General features: G+C 72.4%; 19 protein-coding genes and 1 pseudogene. 7 read left to right on the top strand and 13 right to left on the bottom strand.

Annotated features, from left to right (window positions below):
• Nucleotides 1-103: 103 nt before the first annotated feature.
• Entirely contained in the window at nt 104-622 is a 519-nt protein-coding gene (locus tag TR48_RS26085; RefSeq protein ID WP_042371629.1) for a DUF2617 family protein, read from the bottom strand.
• A 537-nt stretch (nt 623-1,159) separates the two neighbouring features.
• Here TR48_RS26085 and TR48_RS26080 point away from each other — a divergent pair.
• Complete coding sequence (locus TR48_RS26080; protein WP_042371706.1) at nt 1,160-1,774, top strand: FHA domain-containing protein; 615 nt, start codon at nt 1,160-1,162, stop codon at nt 1,772-1,774.
• Here TR48_RS26080 and TR48_RS26075 read toward each other — a convergent pair.
• Entirely contained in the window at nt 1,698-2,780 is a 1,083-nt protein-coding gene (locus tag TR48_RS26075) for an Lrp/AsnC family transcriptional regulator (RefSeq protein ID WP_042371627.1), read from the bottom strand. The two genes, TR48_RS26080 and TR48_RS26075, sit on opposite strands and share 77 nt — an antisense overlap.
• Before the next feature lie 183 nt (nt 2,781-2,963).
• Here TR48_RS26075 and TR48_RS26070 point away from each other — a divergent pair, with 183 nt between their 5' ends.
• Nucleotides 2,964-4,406 carry an MFS transporter gene (locus tag TR48_RS26070; protein WP_052443042.1) on the top strand — a complete coding sequence of 481 codons (1,443 nt, stop codon included), beginning with the start codon at nt 2,964-2,966 and terminating at the stop codon, nt 4,404-4,406.
• Between the two features lie 56 nt (nt 4,407-4,462).
• Here the strand turns inward: TR48_RS26070 and TR48_RS40900 are convergent, their stop codons facing one another.
• From TR48_RS40900 to TR48_RS26055, 3 genes are all read right to left on the bottom strand, one after another.
• Nucleotides 4,463-4,669, bottom strand: coding sequence for a hypothetical protein (locus TR48_RS40900; RefSeq protein ID WP_084729777.1), 207 nt, complete (start codon nt 4,667-4,669; stop codon nt 4,463-4,465).
• A 28-nt stretch (nt 4,670-4,697) separates the two neighbouring features.
• A complete protein-coding gene (locus TR48_RS26060; protein ID WP_042371624.1) occupies nt 4,698-5,867 on the bottom strand; it encodes a pyridoxal phosphate-dependent aminotransferase in 1,170 nt (389 codons plus the stop codon).
• Nucleotides 5,868-6,197: 330 nt separating this feature from the next.
• Nucleotides 6,198-6,935: a hypothetical protein gene (locus TR48_RS26055; protein ID WP_042371622.1), complete on the bottom strand. Its 738-nt coding sequence runs from the start codon at nt 6,933-6,935 to the stop codon at nt 6,198-6,200.
• A gap of 214 nt (nt 6,936-7,149) precedes the next feature.
• On the opposite strand from TR48_RS26055, the gene TR48_RS26050 reads away from it, so the two are divergent.
• The 3 genes and pseudogenes from TR48_RS26050 to TR48_RS26040 all read left to right on the top strand — a co-directional run.
• Nucleotides 7,150-9,123, top strand: a complete 1,974-nt coding sequence (locus TR48_RS26050; protein WP_063771063.1) for an N-6 DNA methylase — start codon at nt 7,150-7,152, stop codon at nt 9,121-9,123.
• A gap of 141 nt (nt 9,124-9,264) precedes the next feature.
• A complete protein-coding gene (locus TR48_RS26045) occupies nt 9,265-9,912 on the top strand; it encodes a hypothetical protein (RefSeq protein WP_042371620.1) in 648 nt (215 codons plus the stop codon).
• Nucleotides 9,909-11,138 (top strand): annotated as a pseudogene (locus TR48_RS26040) (serine/threonine-protein kinase); the annotation flags it as partial. The gene TR48_RS26045 and the pseudogene TR48_RS26040, both read left to right, overlap by 4 nt.
• Nucleotides 11,139-11,230: 92 nt before the next feature.
• Here the strand turns inward: TR48_RS26040 and TR48_RS26035 are convergent.
• The 6 genes from TR48_RS26035 to TR48_RS26010 all read right to left on the bottom strand — a co-directional run bounded on the left by TR48_RS26035 (nt 11,231) and on the right by TR48_RS26010 (nt 19,051).
• Nucleotides 11,231-12,184, bottom strand: a complete 954-nt coding sequence (locus tag TR48_RS26035; protein ID WP_439654495.1) for a L,D-transpeptidase — start codon at nt 12,182-12,184, stop codon at nt 11,231-11,233.
• A gap of 168 nt (nt 12,185-12,352) precedes the next feature.
• On the bottom strand, nt 12,353-12,916 hold the full coding sequence (locus TR48_RS26030) for a type III secretion system chaperone family protein (RefSeq protein WP_042371616.1): 564 nt from the start codon (nt 12,914-12,916) through the stop codon (nt 12,353-12,355).
• Between the two features lie 259 nt (nt 12,917-13,175).
• Nucleotides 13,176-14,807, bottom strand: a complete 1,632-nt coding sequence (locus tag TR48_RS26025; protein WP_161789911.1) for an IPT/TIG domain-containing protein — start codon at nt 14,805-14,807, stop codon at nt 13,176-13,178.
• Between the two features lie 458 nt (nt 14,808-15,265).
• Nucleotides 15,266-17,863, bottom strand: a complete 2,598-nt coding sequence (gene clpB / locus TR48_RS26020; RefSeq protein WP_042371614.1) for an ATP-dependent chaperone ClpB — start codon at nt 17,861-17,863, stop codon at nt 15,266-15,268.
• 163 nt (nt 17,864-18,026) lie between these two features.
• Nucleotides 18,027-18,533 carry an LURP-one-related family protein gene (locus TR48_RS26015; protein ID WP_042371612.1) on the bottom strand — a complete coding sequence of 169 codons (507 nt, stop codon included), beginning with the start codon at nt 18,531-18,533 and terminating at the stop codon, nt 18,027-18,029.
• A gap of 62 nt (nt 18,534-18,595) precedes the next feature.
• Nucleotides 18,596-19,051, bottom strand: a complete 456-nt coding sequence (locus TR48_RS26010) for a hypothetical protein (protein ID WP_152628192.1) — start codon at nt 19,049-19,051, stop codon at nt 18,596-18,598.
• A gap of 84 nt (nt 19,052-19,135) precedes the next feature.
• Here TR48_RS26010 and TR48_RS26005 point away from each other — a divergent pair, with 84 nt between their 5' ends.
• The gene (locus tag TR48_RS26005; RefSeq protein ID WP_042371610.1) at nt 19,136-19,729 is read left to right on the top strand and encodes a pyridoxamine 5'-phosphate oxidase family protein; all 594 of its coding nucleotides are present in this window, start codon (nt 19,136-19,138) and stop codon (nt 19,727-19,729) included.
• Nucleotides 19,730-20,233: 504 nt separating this feature from the next.
• Here TR48_RS26005 and TR48_RS40895 read toward each other — a convergent pair.
• The gene (locus TR48_RS40895) at nt 20,234-20,512 is read right to left on the bottom strand and encodes a hypothetical protein (protein WP_084729774.1); all 279 of its coding nucleotides are present in this window, start codon (nt 20,510-20,512) and stop codon (nt 20,234-20,236) included.
• On the opposite strand from TR48_RS40895, the gene TR48_RS26000 reads away from it, so the two are divergent.
• On the top strand, nt 20,457-20,858 hold the full coding sequence (locus tag TR48_RS26000) for an NUDIX domain-containing protein (RefSeq protein ID WP_042371608.1): 402 nt from the start codon (nt 20,457-20,459) through the stop codon (nt 20,856-20,858). The two genes, TR48_RS40895 and TR48_RS26000, sit on opposite strands and share 56 nt — an antisense overlap.
• Before the next feature lie 176 nt (nt 20,859-21,034).
• On the opposite strand, the gene TR48_RS43610 is transcribed toward TR48_RS26000, so the two are convergent.
• The coding region (locus TR48_RS43610) for a tetratricopeptide repeat protein (RefSeq protein WP_042371606.1) at nt 21,035-21,663 on the bottom strand (629 nt) is incomplete at its 5' end.

Here is a 21,663-nt window from a genome sequence, read left to right as displayed (position 1 = left end):
CCCGTCCGGGTTCTGCGCCCGGACGGGTGATCCGCAGATCGTCACATTGACGTGGCGGACAACTGACCCAATCATCCGACGAGCCGTCCGGACTACCAGCGGACTACCAGTCACGGCGGCGCAGAGTCGATCGCGTGCAGACCAATCTGCCCTCCTGCGGATAGGCGTGCCAGGTACGCCACAAGATGCCTTCCTCGTCACCGCCGGCGAGCAGCGCGGTGAACGCATTCGGGTCACCGGGGAAGACTCCGGCCAGCCCGTGCGGGTGGTTCTCGACCAAGGCCAGCAACTCCTGGGCCCGACAGTCGAAATCATGTTTCGTCAGTTTTTCGATGCGTGCAGCGAATTCGTACTCCCACCCGCGTACGCGCTCCGCGGCGCGGGCCGGAAGCGGGGTGCGGCGGCCCGGCATGCAGGCGACCGTCTCCACGCAGGCGTCCTGCCCCTCCTCGCTGTGGTCCAGGACGACCTGGTGGGAGGCGCCGAGAAGGCGCAGTTGGAGGCTGCCCGGGCCGAGTTCGAGGTCCAGCACGGCGAGGGCCGGGAGCAGGCCGCTCCCGAGGCACCAAGCCAGATCGCCGGCACGGGTGTCGGTGTAGGTCGTGTTGAGAGTGGTGAGCATTCTCGGCTCCGCGTACTCGGGTCACTCGACAACGCCGGGGCGCGGCCCCGGCATGCCGTGTCACGGCGCGACACGGCAAAGAAGTGACATGTCAACGGCATGAATGGCATGAACGGACCGAAGGGCACCGCGGCGGAGAGACATTCGGGGACTCAGGAAGCAGCGAAGCACGAATGCTCCGTGTCCGTAGGGGATTTACCCATTTTCGCCACCGGTCCCCCATCCGGCGCGCAAATGGAACGAGTTTCCTGGCATCCTGGTGAAGACGGCTTTGACGTGCCGCGATTCCCGGTGAACTCACCCGCGGTCTCGGTGACATGTGCCGGGCGATCATTCGGTGGGCATATCCGGCATATTCCGGCTCCTGAGGATCACCCGTCCGTGTGCCACCCGAACGGGGCCACGCGTCGTCAGCCGGACCACGGCCGCTCGCTCCTTCGACGGATCTGGACGGCCCCGGCGGCAGAGATGACAATCTGCTTCATGAGCGACCCCGCCGCGCGACCGCAACCGGAACAGCGCACCGCCGTACTCCGCATGGACGAACTCCTCTCGGAGAGCCTGCCGGAGGAGCACCTTCCCGGCGAGCGCCTCTCCGACGCGGACCGGGAGCGGGTGGTCGAGCGCCTGCGCGAGCACGCGGTGCAGGGTCGGCTCTCCCAGGACACCTTCCTGCGGCGGATGGAGCTGGCCTTCGCCGCCCGCGCCAGGCACGAACTCGACGCCCTCACCGCCGACCTGCCCACCGACGGGCGGGTCGTGCGCGCGCTGACGAAGGCCGTCGCGGCCGTCGCCACCCTCAAAGTGCGGCTCGACAACGCGTGGCGCACACCGCAGTTGCCCGCGCTTCCGCTGCCGCGCAACCCGTCCGGGCCGGTGAAGATCGGACGGCTGCCCGGGTGCGACCTCAAGCTCGGCGACGAGTCGGTCTCCCGCGTCCACGCCGAACTGCGGCTGGAGGGCGGCGTCTGGCTGCTGCGCGACCTCGGCTCGACCAACGGCACGCAGGTCAACGGCTGGCGGGTGATCGGCACCGTCCCGGTCCGAGCGGGCGACCGGGTCAGCTTCGGGTCCGTCAGCTTTCGGCTCGCCGTGACGGGTGTGCCGCGCGGGGGCGCACCGTTCGCGGACGGCTCGGCCGCGTCGGCGTGACGATCGGCCCCGGGCCCTTCACGGTGCGCATCACCGGCGCCGACTCGATCCGCCGCACGGCCGGCAACGCGGCGATCCTGGTGGTCAGATAGGTGTAGAGGGCCTGCACGTCCGCGCCGAGCACGACTGCGTTGAGGTTGCTCGGCCCGGTGACCGCCGCGACGTAGCCGATCTCGGGGTGGGCTGCCAAAGCCTCACCCGTGGCGGCCAGTTCGGCCGGGGCGACGTCGAGCCAGAGCTCCGTCACCGCCTGCACGCCGAAGCGCCGCCAGTCGAGGTCCAGGTCGAAGTAGAGCGCGCCGCAGCGGTACAGCTCGTCCATCCGGCGGCGCACCGTGCTGGCCGACCAGCCCGTGGCGGCCGCGAGCTCGGGGAAGCCCGCACGGCCGTCGGCGGCCAGAGCGGCGAACAACCGGCGGTCACCGGCGTCCAGCGTCACGCGCGGCCCGAGGGCGGACGGGGCCGGCACGACATCCGGCACGTCGGACCGCGCACGCAGCCAGGCGACCTGCTCGGCGCCCAGGGCGCCGGACTTGAGCGCGAGACTCTGCGCCCCGCCGAAGTAGGTGTGCAGGACGCAGTGCGCCACGATGCCCACCACGGCCGACGTCCGCGGCAGCCGCTGCAGCAGCAGGTCGTCCTGCCGGTCCGGGTGCGCGCGGGTGGAGCAGTTGATCTCCGCGCCCCCGGAGCAGACGTTGACCCAGGCCGTGTCCGGGCGCCGGGCCAGCGCCTCCGCCAGGTCCATGGCCGCCGCAGGCGCGCACTGCACCCGCACCATCCAGCGCACCTCGCCGAGGGCCTCAGGAGAGCTGAGGCCCAGCACCCGCAGCCCGGTGGCCCGCAGCCGGGCGTAGCGCCGGGCGACGGTCTGGTCGGAGACGCCGAGCAGCTCGGCGAGACGGCTGAAGGGCGCCCGCGCGTCGAGCTGCAGCGCCTGGATCAACTGGCGGTCGAGCGGGTCGAAGGCGCCCGGGCGTACCGTCGTCGCGTTGTCGGATTCCACCCTTTCCAGCCTAGACAATGTCGAGATCCACCGCAGTAGTGGGCGATGACGAGGCCGGCAGCCCCGGCCGGGCGCACGCTGAGACCCGGGGCCGGTCGTACGGACCAGACGGGTCCGACCAGATCCTCGTGACCGATCCCCAGCCCAGTCCCGCCAGCCCCAGTCCGTCAACCGGAGCCCAACGTGCGTAAGTGGATACCACTCGCGGCCATCTGCCTCGGCGCCTTCATGCTGCTCGTCGACGTCAGCATCGTGAACGTCGCGCTGCCCAAGATGTCCGCCGACCTGAACTCGTCGTTCACCTCCCTGCAGTGGGTGGTGGACATCTACGCCCTGACCCTGGCTGCGCTGCTGATGGTCTGCGGCTCGTTCGGCGACCGGCTCGGCCACCGCCGGCTCTACCTCTGCGGTCTGGTGCTCTTCGCGGCCGCCTCGCTGGTGTGCGCGCTCGCCCCGGACGCAGCCACGCTGATCACCGCCCGCGCCGCCCAGGGTGTCGGCGGCGCAACCATGATGACGTCCACCACCGCGCTGATCGCCGGCGCCTACCAGGGCCGCGACCGGGGCGCCGCGTTCGGCGTCTGGGGCGCCGTCAACGGTGCGGCGGCCGCGATCGGCCCGGTTCTCGGCGGGCTGCTCACCGACCAGTTCGGCTGGCGTTCCATCTTCCTGGTCAACCTGCCGATCGCGGCCGTCGCGCTCGCCATGACGCTGGGCAAGGGCCTGCGGCTGCCGCGACCGCACGCCGTCGAGGGCCGCGTGGACGCCGCCGGCGCGCTCGCCTTCACCGTCTTCGCCGCCGCGCTGACCTACGGGCTGATCGAGAGCGGCTCGCACGGCTGGGGCAGCACCGTGGTCCAGGTCCCGCTGAGCGGCGCCGCCGCGGCGCTGATCGTCTTCGCCGTGGTCGAACTGCGGGTCCGCCGCCCGCTGCTGGACCTCTCGCTGCTGCGCAACCGCAGCTTCACGGGCCTGCTGGTCGGCGGTCTGCTGATGAACGCGGCGGCGTTCGCCGAGCTCACCTACACCTCGCTCTGGCTCCAGCAGGCCCTGGGCCTCTCGCCGTTGGACGCGGGCCTGGCCGTCTCGCCGATGGCCGCGACAGCCTTCGTCGTCGCCCTGGGCACCGGCCGCTCCCTGCACCGGTTCCCGCCGCAACTCCCCATCGGCGTGGGCCTGCTGTTCATCGGCACCGGCACGCTGCTGCTCACCGCCGTCTCCGCGACGTCCGGCTGGTCCGCGCTGCTGCCCGGCATGCTCGTCACCGGGGTCGGCGTCGGCCTGTCCACGCCGACGCTGATGGCGACCGCCCTGGGCTCCGTCGCGCCGCAGCGCGCGGGCATGGCCTCCGGCGCTCTCAACACCTCCCGGCAGCTCGGCTACGCCCTCGGCATCGCGGTTCTCGGCACGATCTTCCAGCAGCACGCCCACGGCCACTCCGCGCGCGCGGCCTTCGCCGCCGGGCTCCACCCGGTCTTCCTGACGGCGGGCGTCACCGGCCTCGTCGCGGGCGTCCTGGTCCTCACCGCGGTGCGTCGCCCCCACACCACCGCCCTGGCCCACCCGGTGGCGACCTCCTCGGCGGCCGGCGCGCCCGCGGGCCAGGCGGACAACATCGCCCGCTGACGCGGCCGGGGCCCGGGGCCCCGGGGCCCGGACTCGCGTCGCCAGCCACGACGCGCCTACTGCCGGCGGATTCCAGAATCCGGCACGCAGGTCAGATGATGTGCCACAAGCTCGCGACAGCGAGTGATCTCCTCGTCGAATTCCGCGTTGCCTCGGTCCAGACCCGCCGCCGGGTGGTGGACGTGCAGTTCGATTTCCGTGTGGTCACTGGCCTTGCGGCCACAGATCACGCACCGGAAGGCGTCGCGCTTCAGCACGTGCATCCGCAGCTTTCTGCTGGCCGTCGGCGCGTCAGGGCGTGAGGCTCTGCAGACGGCTGACGGCCTCTTGAAGGACGGAGTCCCGCTTGCAGAAAGTGAAGCGGACCTGCGTCGCGCCCGCCTCCTTGTCGTCGTAGAAGACGGAGTTGGGGATGGCCACCACGCCGCAGCGTGCCGGGAGCTCGCGACAGAACGCGTAGGCGTCCGTTTCGCCGAAGGGGGCGATGTCGGTGGTGATGAAGTACGTGCCCTGCGGCTCGTACACCTCGAAGCCGGCGGCGCGCAGGCCGCTCGCGAGGAGGTCGCGCTTGCGCTGGAGGTCGGCGCGGAAGTCGGCGAAGTAGGAGTCCGGCAGGCGGAGCGCGTCCGCGACGGCGTACTGGAAGGGACCGGCGCTGACGTAGGTGAGGTACTGCTTGGCCGCGCGGACCGCGGTTACCAGTTCGGGGGTCCCGGTGACCCAGCCGACCTTCCAGCCGGTGAACGAGAAGGTCTTGCCGGCCGAGGAGACGCACACCGTGCGCTCGCGCATGCCGGGGAACGAGGCAAGCGGCCGGTGCGTGGACGGGGCGAACACCAGGTGCTCGTAGACCTCGTCCGTGACGACCAGCAGGTCGTGCTCGACGGCGAGTTCGGCGATGACGGCGAGTTCCTCGCCGGTCAGCACCATGCCGGTCGGGTTGTGCGGGGAGTTGAGCAGCAGCAGCCGGGTGCGCGGGGTGATCAGCGCGCGGAGCCGGTCCAGGTCCGGACGGAAGGACGGCGCGCGCAGCGTCAAGGGGACGCGGGTGGCGCCGGCCATGGCGATGCAGGCGGCGTACGAGTCGTAGAAGGGCTCGAAGGCGATCACCTCGTCGCCCGGCTCCAGCAGGGCCAGCAGCGCGGCGGCGAGGGCCTCGGTCGCGCCGGCGGTGACCAGCACCTCGGTGTCGGGGTCGTAGCCGAGGCCGTGGAAGCGCTGCTGGTGCTCGGCGACGGCGGCGCGCAGCTCCGGGATGCCGGGCCCCGGCGGGTACTGGTTGCCCCGCCCCGACAGCACCGCGTCCGCGGCGGCCTGGGCGATCTCCCGCGGACCGTCGGTGTCCGGGAAGCCCTGGCCCAGGTTGATCGAGCCCGTCGCGGTGGCGAGCGCGGACATCTCCGCGAAGATCGTCGTCCCCATGCCCGCCAGTCGGCGGTTCAACAGCGGCCTGTCGCTCATGACCGCAGCATAGGCGGTCGGTTCGCGCCGGTGATCGGTTTCGGCTGACGCGGACCCGGGCACGGACGCGGGCCGGGCCGGGCCGGGCCGGGCCGGGCCGGGCCGGAACGGAACGGGCCGGAACGGCAGGCGGGACGGACCGGCAGGCGGGACGGCCCGGAACAGGGGGCGACGAGCCGGACGGTGACCGATGTGGTGACGGCGGTCGGGGCGGGCGCGGACCGCGCGTCGCTCGGAAGCCTGGTCGCTGGGCAGACCCCGTGCGGGCGGCTCCGCGGACCCGCCGTCCTGAGCGCAACCCCCGCGCGCTCAGGACGGCTGCCCGGCCCGTCAGCCGGCCTCGGCCGGTGCCGCCGGGACGTTCTTCAGCAGACGGCGTGCGAGCGTCAGGGCCTGGGCGCCGGAGCCGCTCTGGTCGTCGTACATGGTCGTGACCAGGATCCGGCCTGAGCGGATCATCACCAGCGTTTCGCCGCCGCGGATGTCGGGCGAGGACAGGGTCGCGGCCACGGCCTCATCGCCCAGGCCGGCGACGGGCTTGGCCTTGACGTGCATCGTGTAGGTCGCACCGCTGATCTTGGTCGGGTAGGCCTTGCACTCGGCGAACACCTTCTCCAGGGCGGCGAACTCCTGGGCGGCGCGAGTGGTCTGGTAGGCGTTGACCTGCTGGTAGTACTCGTTGCCGTAGGCGTCGGCGAAGTCGTCGCCCGCCGCGGCGGAGGGGCCGATGCCGCCCGCGTCCATCCAGTCGGTCTGGCCCAGCTGATCGCAGGCCTGCGCCTTGGGGATCGTCTTGTCGGCCGGCTGCAGGTAGACGTCGCCGGAGTTGTCCACGGCCTGGCTGTCGGCCTTGAGCTTCGGGACCACGCCCGCCGGCAGCAGCCAGCCGGTCATCTTCGTGCCGTTGGGCAGCCCCGCGTTGGGGTCGGCGGGGGAAGGCGTGGCGACGGCCGATCCGGCCGCTGCGGCGGTCGTCGGGCTGCCGTCGGCGGAGGAGCAGGCCGTCAGGGCCAGGGCCGCTCCGGCGCAGAGGGCGGCGGCGAACGCGCGACGGAGGTGGGGGGTCATGGTGGGACGCCTCTTCCGAGCTGGGGGATGGCAGACGAGGACGCAGAACACACGCCGTGGACACCACTTCGCGCGGCCTCGGCTGTGCAGCGGGAGAATCACAGCATGGCCTGTTAAGTCAGTCAACATGTCTTGCGTGTGTGAAGCCCAAACTCAAGGTGCGCTGTGTATGATCGCCGCGGATCCACGGGGGGATCCCGAAGGAGGCGCGAGGATGGCCCGACAGCGCAAGGCCCGTCTGCCCGCACACGAGACGCCGCGACAGGCCGAGGTGACCGCGACGGCGATCGCCCGCCTCGCGGGCGTGGGCCCGGCCGCGGTCAGCAACTGGCGCCGCCGCCACGCCGACTTTCCCAAGCCCGTCGGCGGCACGCCCAGCAGCCCGACCTTCGCCCTGGTCGAGGTGGAGGGATGGCTGCGCGCGCAGGGCAAGCTCACCGAGGTCCCCCTGCGCGAACGGGCCTGGCAGGAGGTCGAGCAGTACCCGATCGGCCCCTCCGCCGCCCTGATCCGCCTCGGCTCCGCGCTCACCCTCGGCCCCGACCCGGCCGCGGCGGACAACCCGCTGCTGACGACCGGCCTGGAGCTGGCGGAGGAGCTCGGCCCCGCCGAGGCGTTCGCCTTCCTGCTCGGCCGTCAACTCGACTCCGTGTCGCGCCAGTACGCCTCCACCCCGCCCGAGTTGGCGGCGCTGATGGCCGAGCTCGGCGGACCGGCGGCCGAGGTGCTCGACCCGGCGTGCGGCTTCGGCGGTCTCCTCGAAGCCGCCCGCGCGCAGAACCCCGACGCGCGCCTGTGCGGCCAGGACGCGGAAGCGGAGCTGGCCGCCCTCGCCGAACTCCGTCTGACGCTCGCCGCAGAGGGCTCCGGGCGGGGCCCCGAGGGGCGCTCCCGGCGGGGCTCCGGAGGCACGGCCGTTCCGCGCGGCTCGGTGGACGTCCGAACGGGCGACAGCCTGCGGGCGGACGCGTTCGACCGCCCGCCGCACGCCCCCGGCGCCGACCTGGTGCTGTGCCATCCGCCGTTCAACGAACGGAACTGGGGCCACGAGGAACTCGCCTACGACTCCCGGTGGGAGTACGGCCTGCCGCCGCGCACCGAGTCCGAACTCGCGTGGGTGCAGCACGCGCTGGCCCACGCCCGCGAGGGCGGCACGGTCGTGGTGCTGATGCCCCCGGCCACGGCGTCCCGGCGTTCCGGCCGCCGCGTCCGCGCCGACCTGCTGCGTCGCGGCGCGCTGCGCGCCGTCGTCGCCCTCCCCGCGGGAGTCGCCCCGCCGTACGGGATCCCGTTGCACATCTGGATCCTGCGCCGCCCGCTCACCGCGAGCGCCCCGACCGGGCAGGGCCTGCTCCTCGTCGAGACGGGCGCCCTGCCCTGGCCCGAGGCCCGCGACGCCGCTCTCACGGCGTGGCAGGCGACACGGGACGAGGCGGCGGGCGCCGCGCTCGGGACCGCGGCGCAGGAGAGCGTCGAGCGGCCGGGGCTGAGCCGGATCGTGCCCGTCGTCGAGCTGCTGGACGACGAGGTGGACCTCACCCCGGCGCGCCACCTGCCGCCGACCGCCGTGGACGGCGGCGCCGTCGGGCTGGACGACCTGCGCGAACAGCTCGTCGACGCGCTCGGGCGGGCGTCGCGGCTGCCCGCGACCGGCGAGACCGTCGAAGCCGCCGTCGGCGCCCCCCGGCCCGGCGGATGGCCCGTCACCAGCGTCGGAGAGCTCACCCGCGCGGGCGCACTCACCCTGCTCACCGTCGCCGCCTCGGGCACCGCCACGTCAGGGGACGCGCCACTGACCCGCGCCGGCGACGTGATCGTGCCGGTGCACGGCCAGGAGGGCGCCGCCGTCCACGTCGTGGGCGCGGCGGACGCCGGAGTGCCGCTGGAGCGCGGCCACCAGCTGCTGCGCCCGTCGCCCGATGCGGTCGACCCGTGGTTCCTCGCCGGCTTCCTGCGCTCCACCGCCAACAGCCGCCAGGCGTCCACGTTCACCGGCACCTCCACCCGCCTCGACGCTCGTCGCCTTCACCTTCCGCGGCTGCCCCTGGCCGAGCAGCAGCGCTACGGCGCACGCTTCCGCGCGGTGGCCGAGTTCGAGCAGGCGCTGCGCCAAGCCGCCCGGCTGGGCGAGCAGTTCGCGCAGGGCCTCTACGACGGCCTGGCGGAGGGCGGACCGGGCGGGGTGTGAGGGGTACCGCCGACGGCTCGGATCGGGCCGTTTGACCTGGCCGTTTGACCTGGCCGAAGAGAGCCGCCGAAGGGACCTGCCGGGCGTGGCCCGGGCGACGGTACGCTACCGACGACCCGAGCCCGATCCCAGGAGCTGCGCATGTACGGCCCCGCCACCGGACCGACGCCGCCGTACACGCCGCCCGCCGCCCCGCAGCCGGATCCGTACGCGTACCCGCACATGGATCCGGGCTTCTACGCCACCGCCGGGCCGGCCGCCGCGCCCTTCCCGTCCCGGCCGGACGACTGGTTCGGCTACGGTCACCCCGTCGCGCCGCAGCGGCAGGGGTACACCGCCGCCCGCGCCGGACTCTTCCTCCTCCGGGTCCTGCTCACCTGCATCCCGATCGTCTCGATCGGGGTCCTCGCCTGGGTCCCGCTGGTGCGCACCGCGCTCGTCCGACGCCGTACGGCCGACTGGATCGTGCTCGCGGCGACCGTGGTGCTGTGCACCCTGGGCTTCTTCCTGGTCGGCTCGGCTCCGGACGACAGGGACACCGACGCGTCCGACATCGGAGGGTTGTTCCTGCTCCTCATGATGGCGACGTCCACCGTCTACTACGTCGTCGGGGAGGTACGGAAGCCGTTCTCGCCGCCCGCGCCGTACCCGATGGCCCACCCGTACTGGTCCGTGCCGCCGTCAGGACCCGCGGCGCAGCCGACGCCGCTCGTCCCGCTCGGCCAACTGCAGGCGGAGCTCGACGAGCTGAGCGCGCTGCTGCACCAGCACGAGCGGCCCGCCCCGTGACCGCCCCGGCCCGCGCCACGAACGCAGGCACCGGCGGCAGCGCCGGCCGCCGCACCGTCGGCGGCCGCTACGAGCTGGCCGCGCTCGTCGGCCAGGGCGGCATGGGCCAGGTCTGGACGGCGCGCGACCTGCTGCTCGGCCGCGAGGTCGCGGTCAAGCTGCTGCGCGCCGCCGCGCCGGGCGGCACGCACACCGACGAGCTGCGCCGCCGCTTCGAACGCGAGTCACGGGTCACCGCGCGGGTCGACCACCCCGGGCTGGTCACCGTGCACGACGCCGGGACCGACGGGGACGAGCTCTACCTGGTCATGCAGTACGTGCGCGGCACCGACCTGGCCGACCACCTCGCCGAGAACGACCCGTACCCGTGGCCGTGGGCGGTGGCCGTGGCGGCGCAGCTGTGCGCCGTCCTCGCCGCCGTGCACGAGGCGGGCGTCGTCCACCGGGACCTGAAGCCGCGCAACCTGATGCTGCGTCACGACGGCACCCTGGTCGTGCTGGACCTCGGCGTCGCGGCGGTGCTGGGCACGGACACGACCCGGGTCACCGCGACCGGCTCCCCCGTCGGCAGCCCGGCCTACATGTCGCCGGAACAGGCGATGGGCAGCCCGGTCGGTCGGGCGAGCGACCTCTACTCGCTCGGCGTCGTGCTGCACGAACTGCTCAGCGGCGCCATCCCGTTCGAGGGATCCTCGGCGCTGGGCACGCTCCACAGGCACCTGCACGAGCCGCCGACCCCGCTGCGGCGGCTGCGGCCGGAACTGCCGCCCGCGCTGGAGGCTCTGGTGCTGCGGCTGCTGGCGAAGGATCCGGCACAGCGGCCCGCGGACGCCCACGCCGTCCACCAGGCGCTGGCGCCGCTGCTTCCGCTGCCGCCCGCGTACTCCCCGGCCGGGCCGGGCCTGTGCGATCCGACGCGTCCCTTCCGGCTGCCCTTCGCGCCCTGGCCGGACCGGGCCACCGCGCCCGCACCCCCGGTCGTGCCGGCGCCGGCGGCGGTGTTCGCTCCCGGGCCGCCGCCTCCGCCCGCGCCCGTGAGCGGGACTCCCCTGCCCGGTCCCGAGGCCGACCTGCTCGCCGCGACCGTCGACGAGGCCCGCCGTCTGCTCGCCGTCGGGCGGATCAGCCAGGCCCTGGGGCTGCTCGGCAGCGCTCTGCGCACGGCCGAGGCGCGGCACGGCGTCGACTCCCCCGTCGCCGCCGCGCTGCGCCGCCAGTACGCGGCACTCCAGCCGCACGCCCAGGCACACGGAACGGCCGGTGCGACTCCGCACCGGCCGTCCTGAATGCTGCCGAATCCTGCCGCTGATGCGACCGCTCAGCCGACGTTCGTCGGCAGCGCGCCCGCCGCGCTGCCCGACAGCCAGTCGGACCAGCTCAGCGTGAAGGCGGCGTAGCCGTTGTCGCCGGAGACGGTGGCCCGCGAGGAGCCGGTGATGGTGACCGGGTCGCCGGGCTGCGTGAGGTTGTAGAACCACTTCGAGTCGTCCAGCGACAGGTGCACGCAGCCGTGCGAGCCGTAGCTGTGGCCCGGGTACGGGTCGCCGGTGGAGTAGTGCACGTAGGTGCCCGACTGGGTCAGGTGGACGTCCCAGGGCAGGGTGATGTCGTAGTAGTTGGGGCTGCTCTTGTCGCAGCTGATGCCGACGCTGCAGGAGGTCATGCGGACCTCGGCCTGCTTGTCCATCACGGCCATGGTGCCGTTCCAGGACGGGAAGGTCGGGCTGCCGGCGTCGATCGACATCGTCTTGATCAGCGAGCCGTTCTTGTAGACCTTCATCCAGTGGCCGGGAACGCTGACCTTGGACTCGATGTCGGCGCCGATGGTGAAGCTGTGGTGATAGTCGTGCGTGCCCCAGCGGCCGTTGCCGTCGGTGACGTTGTTCAGGTCGGCGTCGACGGAGACCTTGGTCCCGGACGCCCAGTAGTTCTGCGGACGCCAGTCGACGCGGCGGTCCCCGAACCAGTGCCACGCGCCGGTCATCGGCACGGAGGTGGTCACCTTCAGGGCCTGCTCGACGGCCTTGCGCGCCGAGCCGGCGACGGAGTGGGTGAAGACGATGGATATGGGCTGCGCCACGCCCACGGTCTCGCCGCTGAGGGGATAGATCGAGTCCAGCTGGACCGGGGGGCCTGCCGGATGCGTAGGCGAGGGGCTCGCCGAAGGGCTTGCGCTCGCTGACGAGCTGCCGCCGGTCGCGACCGGTGAGTCCGACGCCTTGGCCGAGGTCGCCGAGGCCGTGCCCCCGCAGCCGCTCGCCCCGAAGGCCACCGCACCCGCCAGCAGTGCTATCCCGATTCCGTTCCTGATCCGCCCCACGCGCCCCACGCCACCTGCTCCGCTCGCGTCACTTCGTCATCACTGGACGATTTCAACAAGTCCAGAGAGTCGGAACCCTACGCAAGCGGTTGCAGGCGTCATGTAAAGCCAAGGTCAAGATTAGGACTCGGCGGAGTCGCCGCCCTCGGCGCCGCCGTCGGTCTCGTCGTCGGCCTGCTTGTCGTCGACGTCCTTGACCAGGCCAAGTCGCTCGTTGATCCACTGGTTGAAGGTCACGGCGGCCTGAACCCAGTTCACGACCATGGCCGCGAAGTAGTTGATGTTCACGCCCATGCCGACGATCATCTGCGTCTCACCGACGATGCGGAGCTCGCCCTCGTCGGTGGTCTGCGTGTAGACCTTCGGCCACAGGGTCTCGCGGTTCCACTCGTCCAGCGCCTCGAGCAGCGCGGTCTTGGCGGCGAGCTCGTGCGCGTGCGCGTAGAAGGCACGCACCGCGAAGAGCTCCTTCTGCTCACCGCGGAACATGAAGTAGACCTGGAACTCCTCCCACGGTGCGACGACGTCGCCCTCGGCGTCCTCACCGTGCTTCAGCTGCATCTGGTCCAGCAGCTGCTTGACGAGCTCCGCGTCCGGGATGATCACCGGCGGCGGCCCCTGCGGCTGCGGAGGCTGCGGGGACTGCCCGCCGAAGTTGGGGATGGCGGACGGGTCGATGCTCACGACAGGGGTTCCCTTCGGGGATTACGGCTTGCCATCACTCATCCTGCCTCACCCGGGGGCGCCGCGCCCAGTGTCGCCGCCTCGGGCGTGCACTCACAGGCCGCCTGGCGCACGGGCCGGGGCCGGGGCGACGGACGGGCTCCCGGGACGGCCGCACGCCGCCCGGAAGCCGCTCCGGAAGCCGCCCGGGAACCCATCCGAAAGGCGCCCGGGAAGCCACCGAGAAGGCCATCGGGGAAGCCCCCCGGGAGCCGCTCGCCTACGGGCAGTCGACCAGCAGCGAGGTGACCACGGTGCAGGCCCGGCTCGCCGTGTCGTTCGCCGGGTTCAGGTCCACGGGGCTGCTGGCCGAGCGGCCGACCGTCACCGTGTAGGGCAGCCCCAGGGTGAGCAGGCCTACCGGGACGGTGAACTGCCGGGTCGCGCTCGCGCCGACGGCCAACGCGCCGACGGAACAGGTGACGGACCGCCCGCTGACCGTGCAGTTCCCGGACGCGGCCGCCATCGGGCTGGGCAGCAGCGCGTCGACCGTGGCCGAGGTCAGCGCGGAGGGGCCGTGGTCGGTGACCTTCACCGTGTAGACGATCGAGCCGCCGAGGAGCGCCGGGCGGGGCGTGGCCACGAGGGTGACGCCCACATCGGCTGCGGCGTAGGCGAACTGGTCCGCCGGACTCGAGGCGCTGGTCCCGCCGGGGGTGGTGACCTGGACGTCCACCGTCCCCACCACGCCGGGCGGGGAGACGGCGGTGCAGCTCTGGTCGCCGCAGCTGAAGGAGGTGGCGGGCTTGCCCGGACCGAAGTCGACCCCGGTCGCGCCGGAGAGGTGGCTGCCGGAGACGGTGACGGCCGTGCCGCCTCCGGGCGGCCCCGAGGCCGGGCTGACTCCCGTCACCACGGGCGCGGGCGCGGTCAGGGCGACGGCCACTCCGGCCGGGTCCGCCCCGACCGAGGTGGCGCCCACCACCTGGTCGTCGCCGGTGTCGACGGTGGAGACCGAGGCCGCACCGAGGTCGGTGACCAGCAACCGGGAGCCGTCCGGCGTCACCGCCACACCCTGCGGGTCGCCGCCCACCGGGATCGTCGTGGTCGTCCCGGACGCGGTGTCCAGCACGGCCACACTGTTCGCGGGCCCGTCCGCCAGGTAGAGCCGCGACCCGTCCGGGGAGAGCGCGAGGGCGTAGGGGGCGGCGGGCACGGCGACCGTGCCGACGACCGCGTCGCCCACGGCGTCCACCATGTCGAGCGCGGCCGAGCCGTGGTCCGCGACGTAGAGGCGGGAGCCGTCCGGCGTCAGCGCGAGGGCCACCGGCACGCCGCCGGTCGGCAGCGTCGTGGTCACCGCGTCCGTGGCCGTGTCGATCACCGACAGCGCGCCGCCCGCGCCGCTGTCCGCGACGAAGACCCGGCTGCCGTCAGGGCTGACCGCGAGGGCGTCCGGACCTGCGCCGACCGTCACCGTGCCCACCACCGAGTCGCGCGCGGTGTCGATCACGGAGACCGTGTCGGTCCCCTGGTTCGCCACGTAGACGCGGGTGCCGTCCGGAGCGACCACGGCGGCGGTGGGGCTCGCGCCCACGGCGACGTCCGCGACCAGGGAGTTGCTGCGGGTGTCGACGACGGCGACGTTGTTGGAGCCGATGTTCGGCACGTAGACGTGCCCGCCGTCGGGGGCCGCGGCCGCGCCCTGCGGGCCGTAGCCCACGTTCGCGACGGTGGCCTTGAGCGCGCCCGTGGCCACGTCGACCACGGAGACGGAGTTGCTCCCGGCGTCGGCGACGTAGGCGGTGGTCACACCGCCCGGGCCGGAAGGGGACGCGGCGGCGGCCTGCGCGGCGGGCACGTTGCCGCCGAGCGCTCCGGCCAACGCGAGGCCGACGACCGCCGACAGCACGCCCGTCGTCCGCCGGCCCGACGGCACGGCTCCGGCGGCGCTGCTCCTCCTCCGGAGCGGCCGCTGACCGGATAACGCCCGCGCGGCGGAGCCGGAGGGCGGCAGCAAGGGATACGACGAGGACATGAAGAGGACTCCCCCCTCGGCGCGCCCGCCGCGGCGGGCACCGGTCGGAGCCCTGGGACCTCGGCGGTGCGGCATGCTCCGGGCGCCGACGGGCCCTCGTTCCCCCCGCGACGCCGCCGGGCACCAGGATCCCTGAGGACCCCATGGGCCACAAGGGAAAGGGAGATGACCACGCGTCACCGGCCCGGCAGCGGCATACTTCGCCCGGCCGGAGCGAGGGGGGGTGGGCGCGAGCGGGCCTGAGCGAGTCTGAGCGGGCTGCGGCGGTGGCGACGACGCGAAGGGCCCCGCGCGCCGGAGCGTGCGGGGCCCTCGGATGGACGCCGGTGGCGTCAGGCGCCCTTGCGGGCGACGGTGAGCTGGTCGGCGCCCTCGTCGGCGTCGACGAGGACCTGGTCGCCGTCGCGGACGTCGCCCGCGAGGATCGCGCGGGCGAGCTGGTCGCCGATGGCCGACTGGACCAGGCGGCGCAGCGGCCGCGCGCCGTAGGCCGGGTCGTAGCCGGTGATCGCGAGCCAGTCGCGGGCGGCCTCGGTGACGTCCAGGGTGATCCGGCGGTCCGCGAGGCGGCGGTCCAGCGCGGCGACCTGGAGGTCCACGATGCGGCCCAGCTCGGCCGTGGACAGCGGGTCGAAGACCACGATGTCGTCGAGGCGGTTGAGGAACTCCGGCTTGAACGAGGCCCGGACGACCTCCAGCACGCGCCCCTTCTTGGCCGAGTCCTCGATCGTCGGGTCGACGAGGAACTGCGAACCGAGGTTGGAGGTGAGGATGAGGATGGTGTTGCGGAAGTCCACCGTCCGGCCCTGGCCGTCCGTCAGCCGGCCGTCGTCCAGCACCTGGAGCAGGACGTCGAAGACCTCCGGGTGCGCCTTCTCGACCTCGTCCAGCAGCACCACCGTGTACGGGCGGCGGCGGACGGCCTCGGTGAGCTGGCCGCCCTCCTCGTAGCCGACGTAGCCGGGAGGCGCGCCCACCAGCCGCGCCACGCTGTGCTTCTCGCTGTACTCGCTCATGTCGATGCGGACCATGGCCCGCTCGTCGTCGAAGAGGAAGTCCGCGAGCGCCTTGGCCAGCTCGGTCTTGCCGACGCCGGTCGGGCCGAGGAAGAGGAACGAGCCGGTCGGACGGTCCGGGTCGGCGATGCCGGAGCGGGCGCGCCGCACCGCGTCGGAGACGGCCTGGACGGCGGCGAGCTGACCGACCAGACGGCGCCCGAGCTCGTCCTCCATCCGCAGCAGCTTCGCCGTCTCCCCCTCCAGCAGCCGCCCGGCCGGGATGCCGGTCCAGGCTGCCACGACGTCCGCGACATCGTCCGGGCCGACCTCCTCCTTGACCATGGACGAGGTGGTGGACTCGGTCCGCGCCGCGTCCTGGGCCTCGGCGAGCTCCTGTTCGGCGGCCGGGATGTCCGCGTACATCAGCCGGGAGGCGGAGGCGAAGTCGCCGTCGCGCTGGGCGCGTTCGGCCTGGCCGCGCAGGCCGTCGAGGCGCTCCTTGAGCTCGCCGACCTTGTTGAGGCTGCTCTTCTCCTGCTGCCAGCGCGCCGTCAGCGCGCCCAACTGCTCCTGCTTGTCCGCGAGATCGCGGCGCAGCCGGGACAGGCGCTCGACGCTGGCCGCGTCGGACTCCTTCGACAGCGCCATCTCCTCCATCCGCAGCCGGTCGACGGAGCGCTGCAGCTCGTCGATCTCGACCGGGGAGGAGTCGATCTCCATGCGCAGCCGGGACGCGGCCTCGTCGACCAGGTCGATCGCCTTGTCCGGCAGGAAGCGGGAGGTGATGTAGCGGTTGGACAGGGTGGCGGCCGCGACCAGCGCCGCGTCCGCGATCTGCACCTTGTGGTGGGCCTCGTAGCGGCCCTTGAGGCCGCGCAGGATCGCGATGGTGTCCTCGACGCTGGGCTCGCCGACCAGCACCTGCTGGAAGCGGCGCTCCAGCGCCGCGTCCTTCTCGATCCGCTCGCGGTACTCGTCGAGGGTGGTCGCGCCGACCATGCGCAGCTCGCCGCGGGCCAGCATGGGCTTGAGCATGTTGCCCGCGTCCATCGCCGAGTCGCCGCCGGCGCCCGCGCCGACGAGCGTGTGCAGCTCGTCGATGAAGGTGATGACCTGGCCCTCGCTGGACTTGATGTCGTTCAGGACGGCCTTGAGGCGCTCCTCGAACTCGCCGCGGTACTTCGCGCCCGCGACCATCGCGCCGAGGTCGAGCGCGACCAGGCGCTTGCCGCGCAGCGACTCCGGCACGTCGCCGGCGACGATGCGCTGGGCGAGGCCCTCGACGACGGCGGTCTTGCCGACGCCGGGCTCGCCGATCAGGACGGGGTTGTTCTTGGTGCGGCGGGAGAGCACCTGCACGACGCGGCGGATCTCGTGGTCGCGGCCGATGACCGGGTCGAGCTTGCCGTCGCGGGCGGCCTGGGTCAGATCGGTGCCGTACTTCTCCAGCGCCTTGTAGCTGCCCTCGGGGTCCGGGGAGGTGACCCGGGCACTGCCGCGCACCTCCTTGAAGGCGTCGAGCAGCGCCTTGGCCGTGGCGCCCTCGGCCTTGAGCGCCTCTGCGGCCGGGCCGCCCTCCGCGGCGAGGCCGACCATCAGGTGCTCGGTGGAGACGTACTGGTCGTCCAGCTCGGCCGCGCGGGCGGCGGCCTCGTTGAGGACGGCGACGGTCTGCCGCGCCAGCTGCGGCGCGGCGACCGTCGAGCCCTGGGCGCTGGGCAGCGCGAGGGCGAGCCGCTCGGCCGCACCGCGCAGGCGCGACGGGTCGGCGCCGACGGCCTCCAGCAGCGGCCGGGCGATGCCCTCGGGCTGCTCCAGCAGAGCAAGGAGGACGTGCACGGGCGTCACGTCCGGGTTGCCCGCGCCCGACGCCTGCCGGATCGCCGCGGACAGGGCCTCCTGGGCCTTGGTGGTGAGCTTGCTGGCATCCACGTGTGTTCGGTCCTCCTCCGGTCGCGCCCGGGCTCGCCTGTGCCTGCGCTATGTCTGCTCTGTCAAGCATGACATAAGTTGAGTCTATTCCACTCAACCTTCCGCGCAGCCGTCGGTGCGAATCGGCTCACACCTCGTGTCACAGCTCGTGTCACACCTCGTGTCACACCTCGTGCGGGTGTTCCTCCGCGTGCAGGTGGTCGACGCAGACGGCGATCGAGAGCAGCAGCGGCACGTCCTGGTCGTCGGCCACGTCGATCGCGTAGGTGTCGCGGACCGAGAACCACTTCTTGCTGACCTGGGCGATCCGGCGCCCGTCCTGCTCCATGGTGAACTCGTGGTCGGTGAAGTTGCCGTGGATCTCGATCTCGCCGCCGCCGACGGCGCCCCCCAGCTCCGCGAGGTACTTGTCGCGGAAGACGGTGATCAGCTTCTTCTTGACGGTGGCGATGCGCTCGTCGTCCCGCTCGACCATCATCGTGTCGCGGACCGCGATCATCTTCTTCTTGATCACGGCGACGATCTCGCCGGTGTGGTGGTCCTTCAGCTCGAACGTCTCCCGGATGCGCAGGGCCTTGCCGTCGACGAGGAACGCCTTGTCGCCGTGCTCGGTGGTGATCCAGTGGTCGTCGCCGATACCGAAGACCCGCTCGCGCATCAGAAACTTCATCGTGCTTTCCCTCTTTCGCATGTGCCGGGGCGTCATCGCACATGCTGCCACCCGAAGAGAGCTCAGCCCATGTGCGACGGCACACCGGATGGCGTCTGGGGAAGGATCGTCCGGCCGGTGGCGGTGTCGACGAGACGGCGGTCGCCGAGGGGCGCATGGAGGGTCGTGGTCACCTCGACGAGCGTGACGTAGGGCGGGCAGATCCCGGGCGGACGGGTCACCGTCAGGGTCAACCGGACCTCCGCGGAGGACTCCTGAGCCTGGAGAGCGAGTCGGCGGCAGCCGCCGCCGAGGGCCTGGACGGCGAGCCCGAGGCCGCCGTCCGTCACAGCGACGGCGTCGATCGGGACATGCACCGCCGCAGGCGCGCTCGCCGTCGGCGCGCCCGGCACGGGCGTGCTCGGCGTGGGCGGCGTCGGCGTCCGCGTCGGCGAGTCGGAGGGTCCGGAACCGCAGGAGGCCAGTAGCAGGCCCGCGAGAACGGCCCCCGCCACACACGTCGTCCGCTCACGTCGCATGTCCCTTGGATGCCGGCGGGCGCGTCCCGGTTCCGCGGTCGAAAAACCCGGACGGAAGATCCCTGTCCTGCGCATCATGACCCCATGGGAAAGACGTATGAACGCATCGACGGCCGGCTGCGGGACTTCATCGAGGCGCAGCACATGTTCTTCACCGCCACCGCGCCGCTCTCGGGCGACGGTACCGTGAACCTCTCCCCCAAGGGCCTCACCGGCTCGTTCGCCGTGCTCGACGAGCGGACCGTGGCCTATCTCGACTTCGCGGGCAGCAATGCCGAGACCATCGCCCACCTGCGGGAGAACGGCCGCATCACGCTCATGTGGTGCGCCTTCGACGGCCCGCCGAACATCGTGCGCGTGCACGGGCGTGGCGAGCCCGTCTTCCGTGACGACCCGCGCTGGCCGGAGCTGGTCTCCCACTTCCCCGCGATCGACCCCGCCCCGCACGGCCCGCGCGCGATCATCGTGGTGACCGCGGAGCTGGTCCGCGACACCTGCGGGTACGCCGTGCCGTTCATGACCTACGACGAGGACCGGCCGCTGCACCGGTCCCGCTTCGAACGCGAGACGGACGAGAGCCTGGACACGTACTTCCACAAGAAGGAGCACATCGAGCACAGCATCGACGGCCTGCCCGGCCTCCCGCTCCCGCTGCCGCCGCTGCCCACCACCGCGTAGGCGGGCGGCCAGCCCTCGGCTAGCCCAGATCCCAGAGCAGGCGGTAGTAGCCGATCCGCTCTGCGTCGGGGGATCCACGTCCCGGCCTCGTCCCCGCCCTCGCCGAGCACCTCCGGCGCCGTCACGAACCCGCGCGCCCAGCGCAGCCGCAGGCAGAGCGGGCCTTCGGGGCGTTCGTCGGCCTCACCGTTCTCGTTTTCCTCAGCGTGGTCCACGGCGCCAGCGCCGGCAGTCTTGCGGACACCACAGCGGCATGGGCGATCGGCGGCACCCTCGGCCTGTCCACGGCCGAGATCTTGAGGCGCGGGAAGCGGCTACGGACGGCCCAGACGGACCGAGATCCGGACCAGCCACGGACCAAGTAGAAGCCGACTAGCCACGGATCTCCTGTTCGTGTAGCACCGCGGGGTCTTGCCAATGGGCGAGTCGACCGCCGCAAATGCCCAGCGCCCCGACACCAGTTCGGCGCGGGGCAATGGGGCTAGGCGATCAGGAAGCCAAGCATCAGGCGAAGGACGGCACAGGGTTGCTCCGGTCGGCCAGCCAGGGCCGCAACTCGCCCTCGGACGACACCGAGAGCCCGAAGCAATCCAACGGCGGGCGCTGCTGGTCGGCCCACCAGCCGAGCGCGCGTTCCACCTCGTCCCACAACCGTCTAGGACCGTCCTGGTAGACGACCGTTTCTCCATCGTCAGGGAACTCGGCGCAGGCCCAGGCGCGTTCGGTCGTGCTGAACAGCCACACCGAGGAGCCGTCGCCGGTCGGGGCGTTCGCCCAGGGCATGTGGGACCTCCCCGTCGGCAAGAGCGAGCCGGGAGAGCCGATCACGGAGACCGCAGTCCGCGAACTGAAGGAAGAGACCGGTCTCGTCGTCTCCCCTGAGGATCTCCGACTCGTCCACGTGATCCACGGAGCCCGGGGCGTCGAAGCTCCCAACGGCTTTCTCACCATCGTGTTCGCGGCGCACCGCTGGTCGGGTGAACTGACCAACGGGGAACCGGACAAGCACTCCGAGGTAGCGTGGGTCAACACCGATCGCATCCCTCGCAATTTTGTGTCCACGACTGATGCTGCCTTGCTCAGCTACCTCACCGGCGGACCAAGCGTCTCACTGGATTCATGGGGGTAAGTCCCATTCCCTGGGCATCGCACAACTCCTGGCTCCGTTGATGAGGCGCTGCGCTCGCCGCGCCTGGGAAGATCACGGTGCCGGCCGCAACACGCGCAGCTGTCCTTCCTTGCTAAACCGGCTTGCCGACACGATGGAGCTGACACCAATCCCAGTTGCGTTGCGTGGTCGAAAACTCAGCTGCCGACAGCGGAGACCGGTGTGGACCGCCCATCGGGCACCACAACTGCGGCAACGAAGGCGATGCGCGCATTGTCGGAGCCTTGGCTCATCGCAAGGCGAAGCGCCTTCTGGGCCTGCTCTCTGCGTCCAGCGCCCATGAGGGCCATAGCCAGGGTGCAGTAAGCCATGGAACGCCGGAGAGGCGCGCTTCCGACGCGGGCGGCGGTCCTGGCCTCGTCCACGGCCAACTCCGCATCACCCGTGATCTGGTAGTACAGGCTTCGCAGATCACTGCCGGAGGTCAACTGAGGCGGGGCGTCGCGTAGTTCCCGGCACAGTTCGAGGAACCGCTCGCGCTCGCCCGGCCCAGCCGGCGTCGACTCCATCGCGTAGGCGAGCGCCCGCGCAAGCTGGAGCCAGGCGCCCATGCGTTCCGCCGCGGAGACCCCAGGCGCCTGGGCCAAGCTCTCTGCGACCGTCGCCGCCTCGCGGTAGCGGCCTTCCCCCATGAGCACCGGCAGTTCGGCCTTCATACCCGCCGCGGAGCCGCGCCACTCCGGGTCGGGGCAGTCGTCGATCAGGCGCCGCGCCTCCGTGGCGCTTCGCTGAAGAGCAGCCAGCACCTGCAAGCCGTGGTCGTCCT

This window comes from Streptacidiphilus neutrinimicus, assembly GCF_000787815.1.
GTDB classification, from domain to species: Bacteria; Actinomycetota; Actinomycetes; order Streptomycetales; family Streptomycetaceae; genus Streptacidiphilus; species Streptacidiphilus neutrinimicus.
Note: the sequence above shows the minus strand (reverse complement) of the source record. Positions and strands in the feature narration are given on the sequence as shown.

Coding starts and splice junctions, on each gene's coding strand:
- TR48_RS26085 (WP_042371629.1), bottom strand. CDS start 622: ATGCTCACCACTCTCAACACGACCTACACCGACACCCGTGCCGGCGAT.
- TR48_RS26080 (WP_042371706.1), top strand. CDS start 1,160: ATGGACGAACTCCTCTCGGAGAGCCTGCCGGAGGAGCACCTTCCCGGC.
- TR48_RS40900 (WP_084729777.1), bottom strand. CDS start 4,669: ATGCACGTGCTGAAGCGCGACGCCTTCCGGTGCGTGATCTGTGGCCGC.
- TR48_RS26060 (WP_042371624.1), bottom strand. CDS start 5,867: ATGAGCGACAGGCCGCTGTTGAACCGCCGACTGGCGGGCATGGGGACG.
- TR48_RS26055 (WP_042371622.1), bottom strand. CDS start 6,935: ATGACCCCCCACCTCCGTCGCGCGTTCGCCGCCGCCCTCTGCGCCGGA.
- TR48_RS26050 (WP_063771063.1), top strand. CDS start 7,150: ATGGCCCGACAGCGCAAGGCCCGTCTGCCCGCACACGAGACGCCGCGA.
- TR48_RS26045 (WP_042371620.1), top strand. CDS start 9,265: ATGTACGGCCCCGCCACCGGACCGACGCCGCCGTACACGCCGCCCGCC.
- TR48_RS26015 (WP_042371612.1), bottom strand. CDS start 18,533: ATGAAGTTTCTGATGCGCGAGCGGGTCTTCGGTATCGGCGACGACCAC.
- TR48_RS26010 (WP_152628192.1), bottom strand. CDS start 19,051: ATGCGACGTGAGCGGACGACGTGTGTGGCGGGGGCCGTTCTCGCGGGC.
- TR48_RS26005 (WP_042371610.1), top strand. CDS start 19,136: ATGGGAAAGACGTATGAACGCATCGACGGCCGGCTGCGGGACTTCATC.
- TR48_RS40895 (WP_084729774.1), bottom strand. CDS start 20,512: ATGCCCTGGGCGAACGCCCCGACCGGCGACGGCTCCTCGGTGTGGCTG.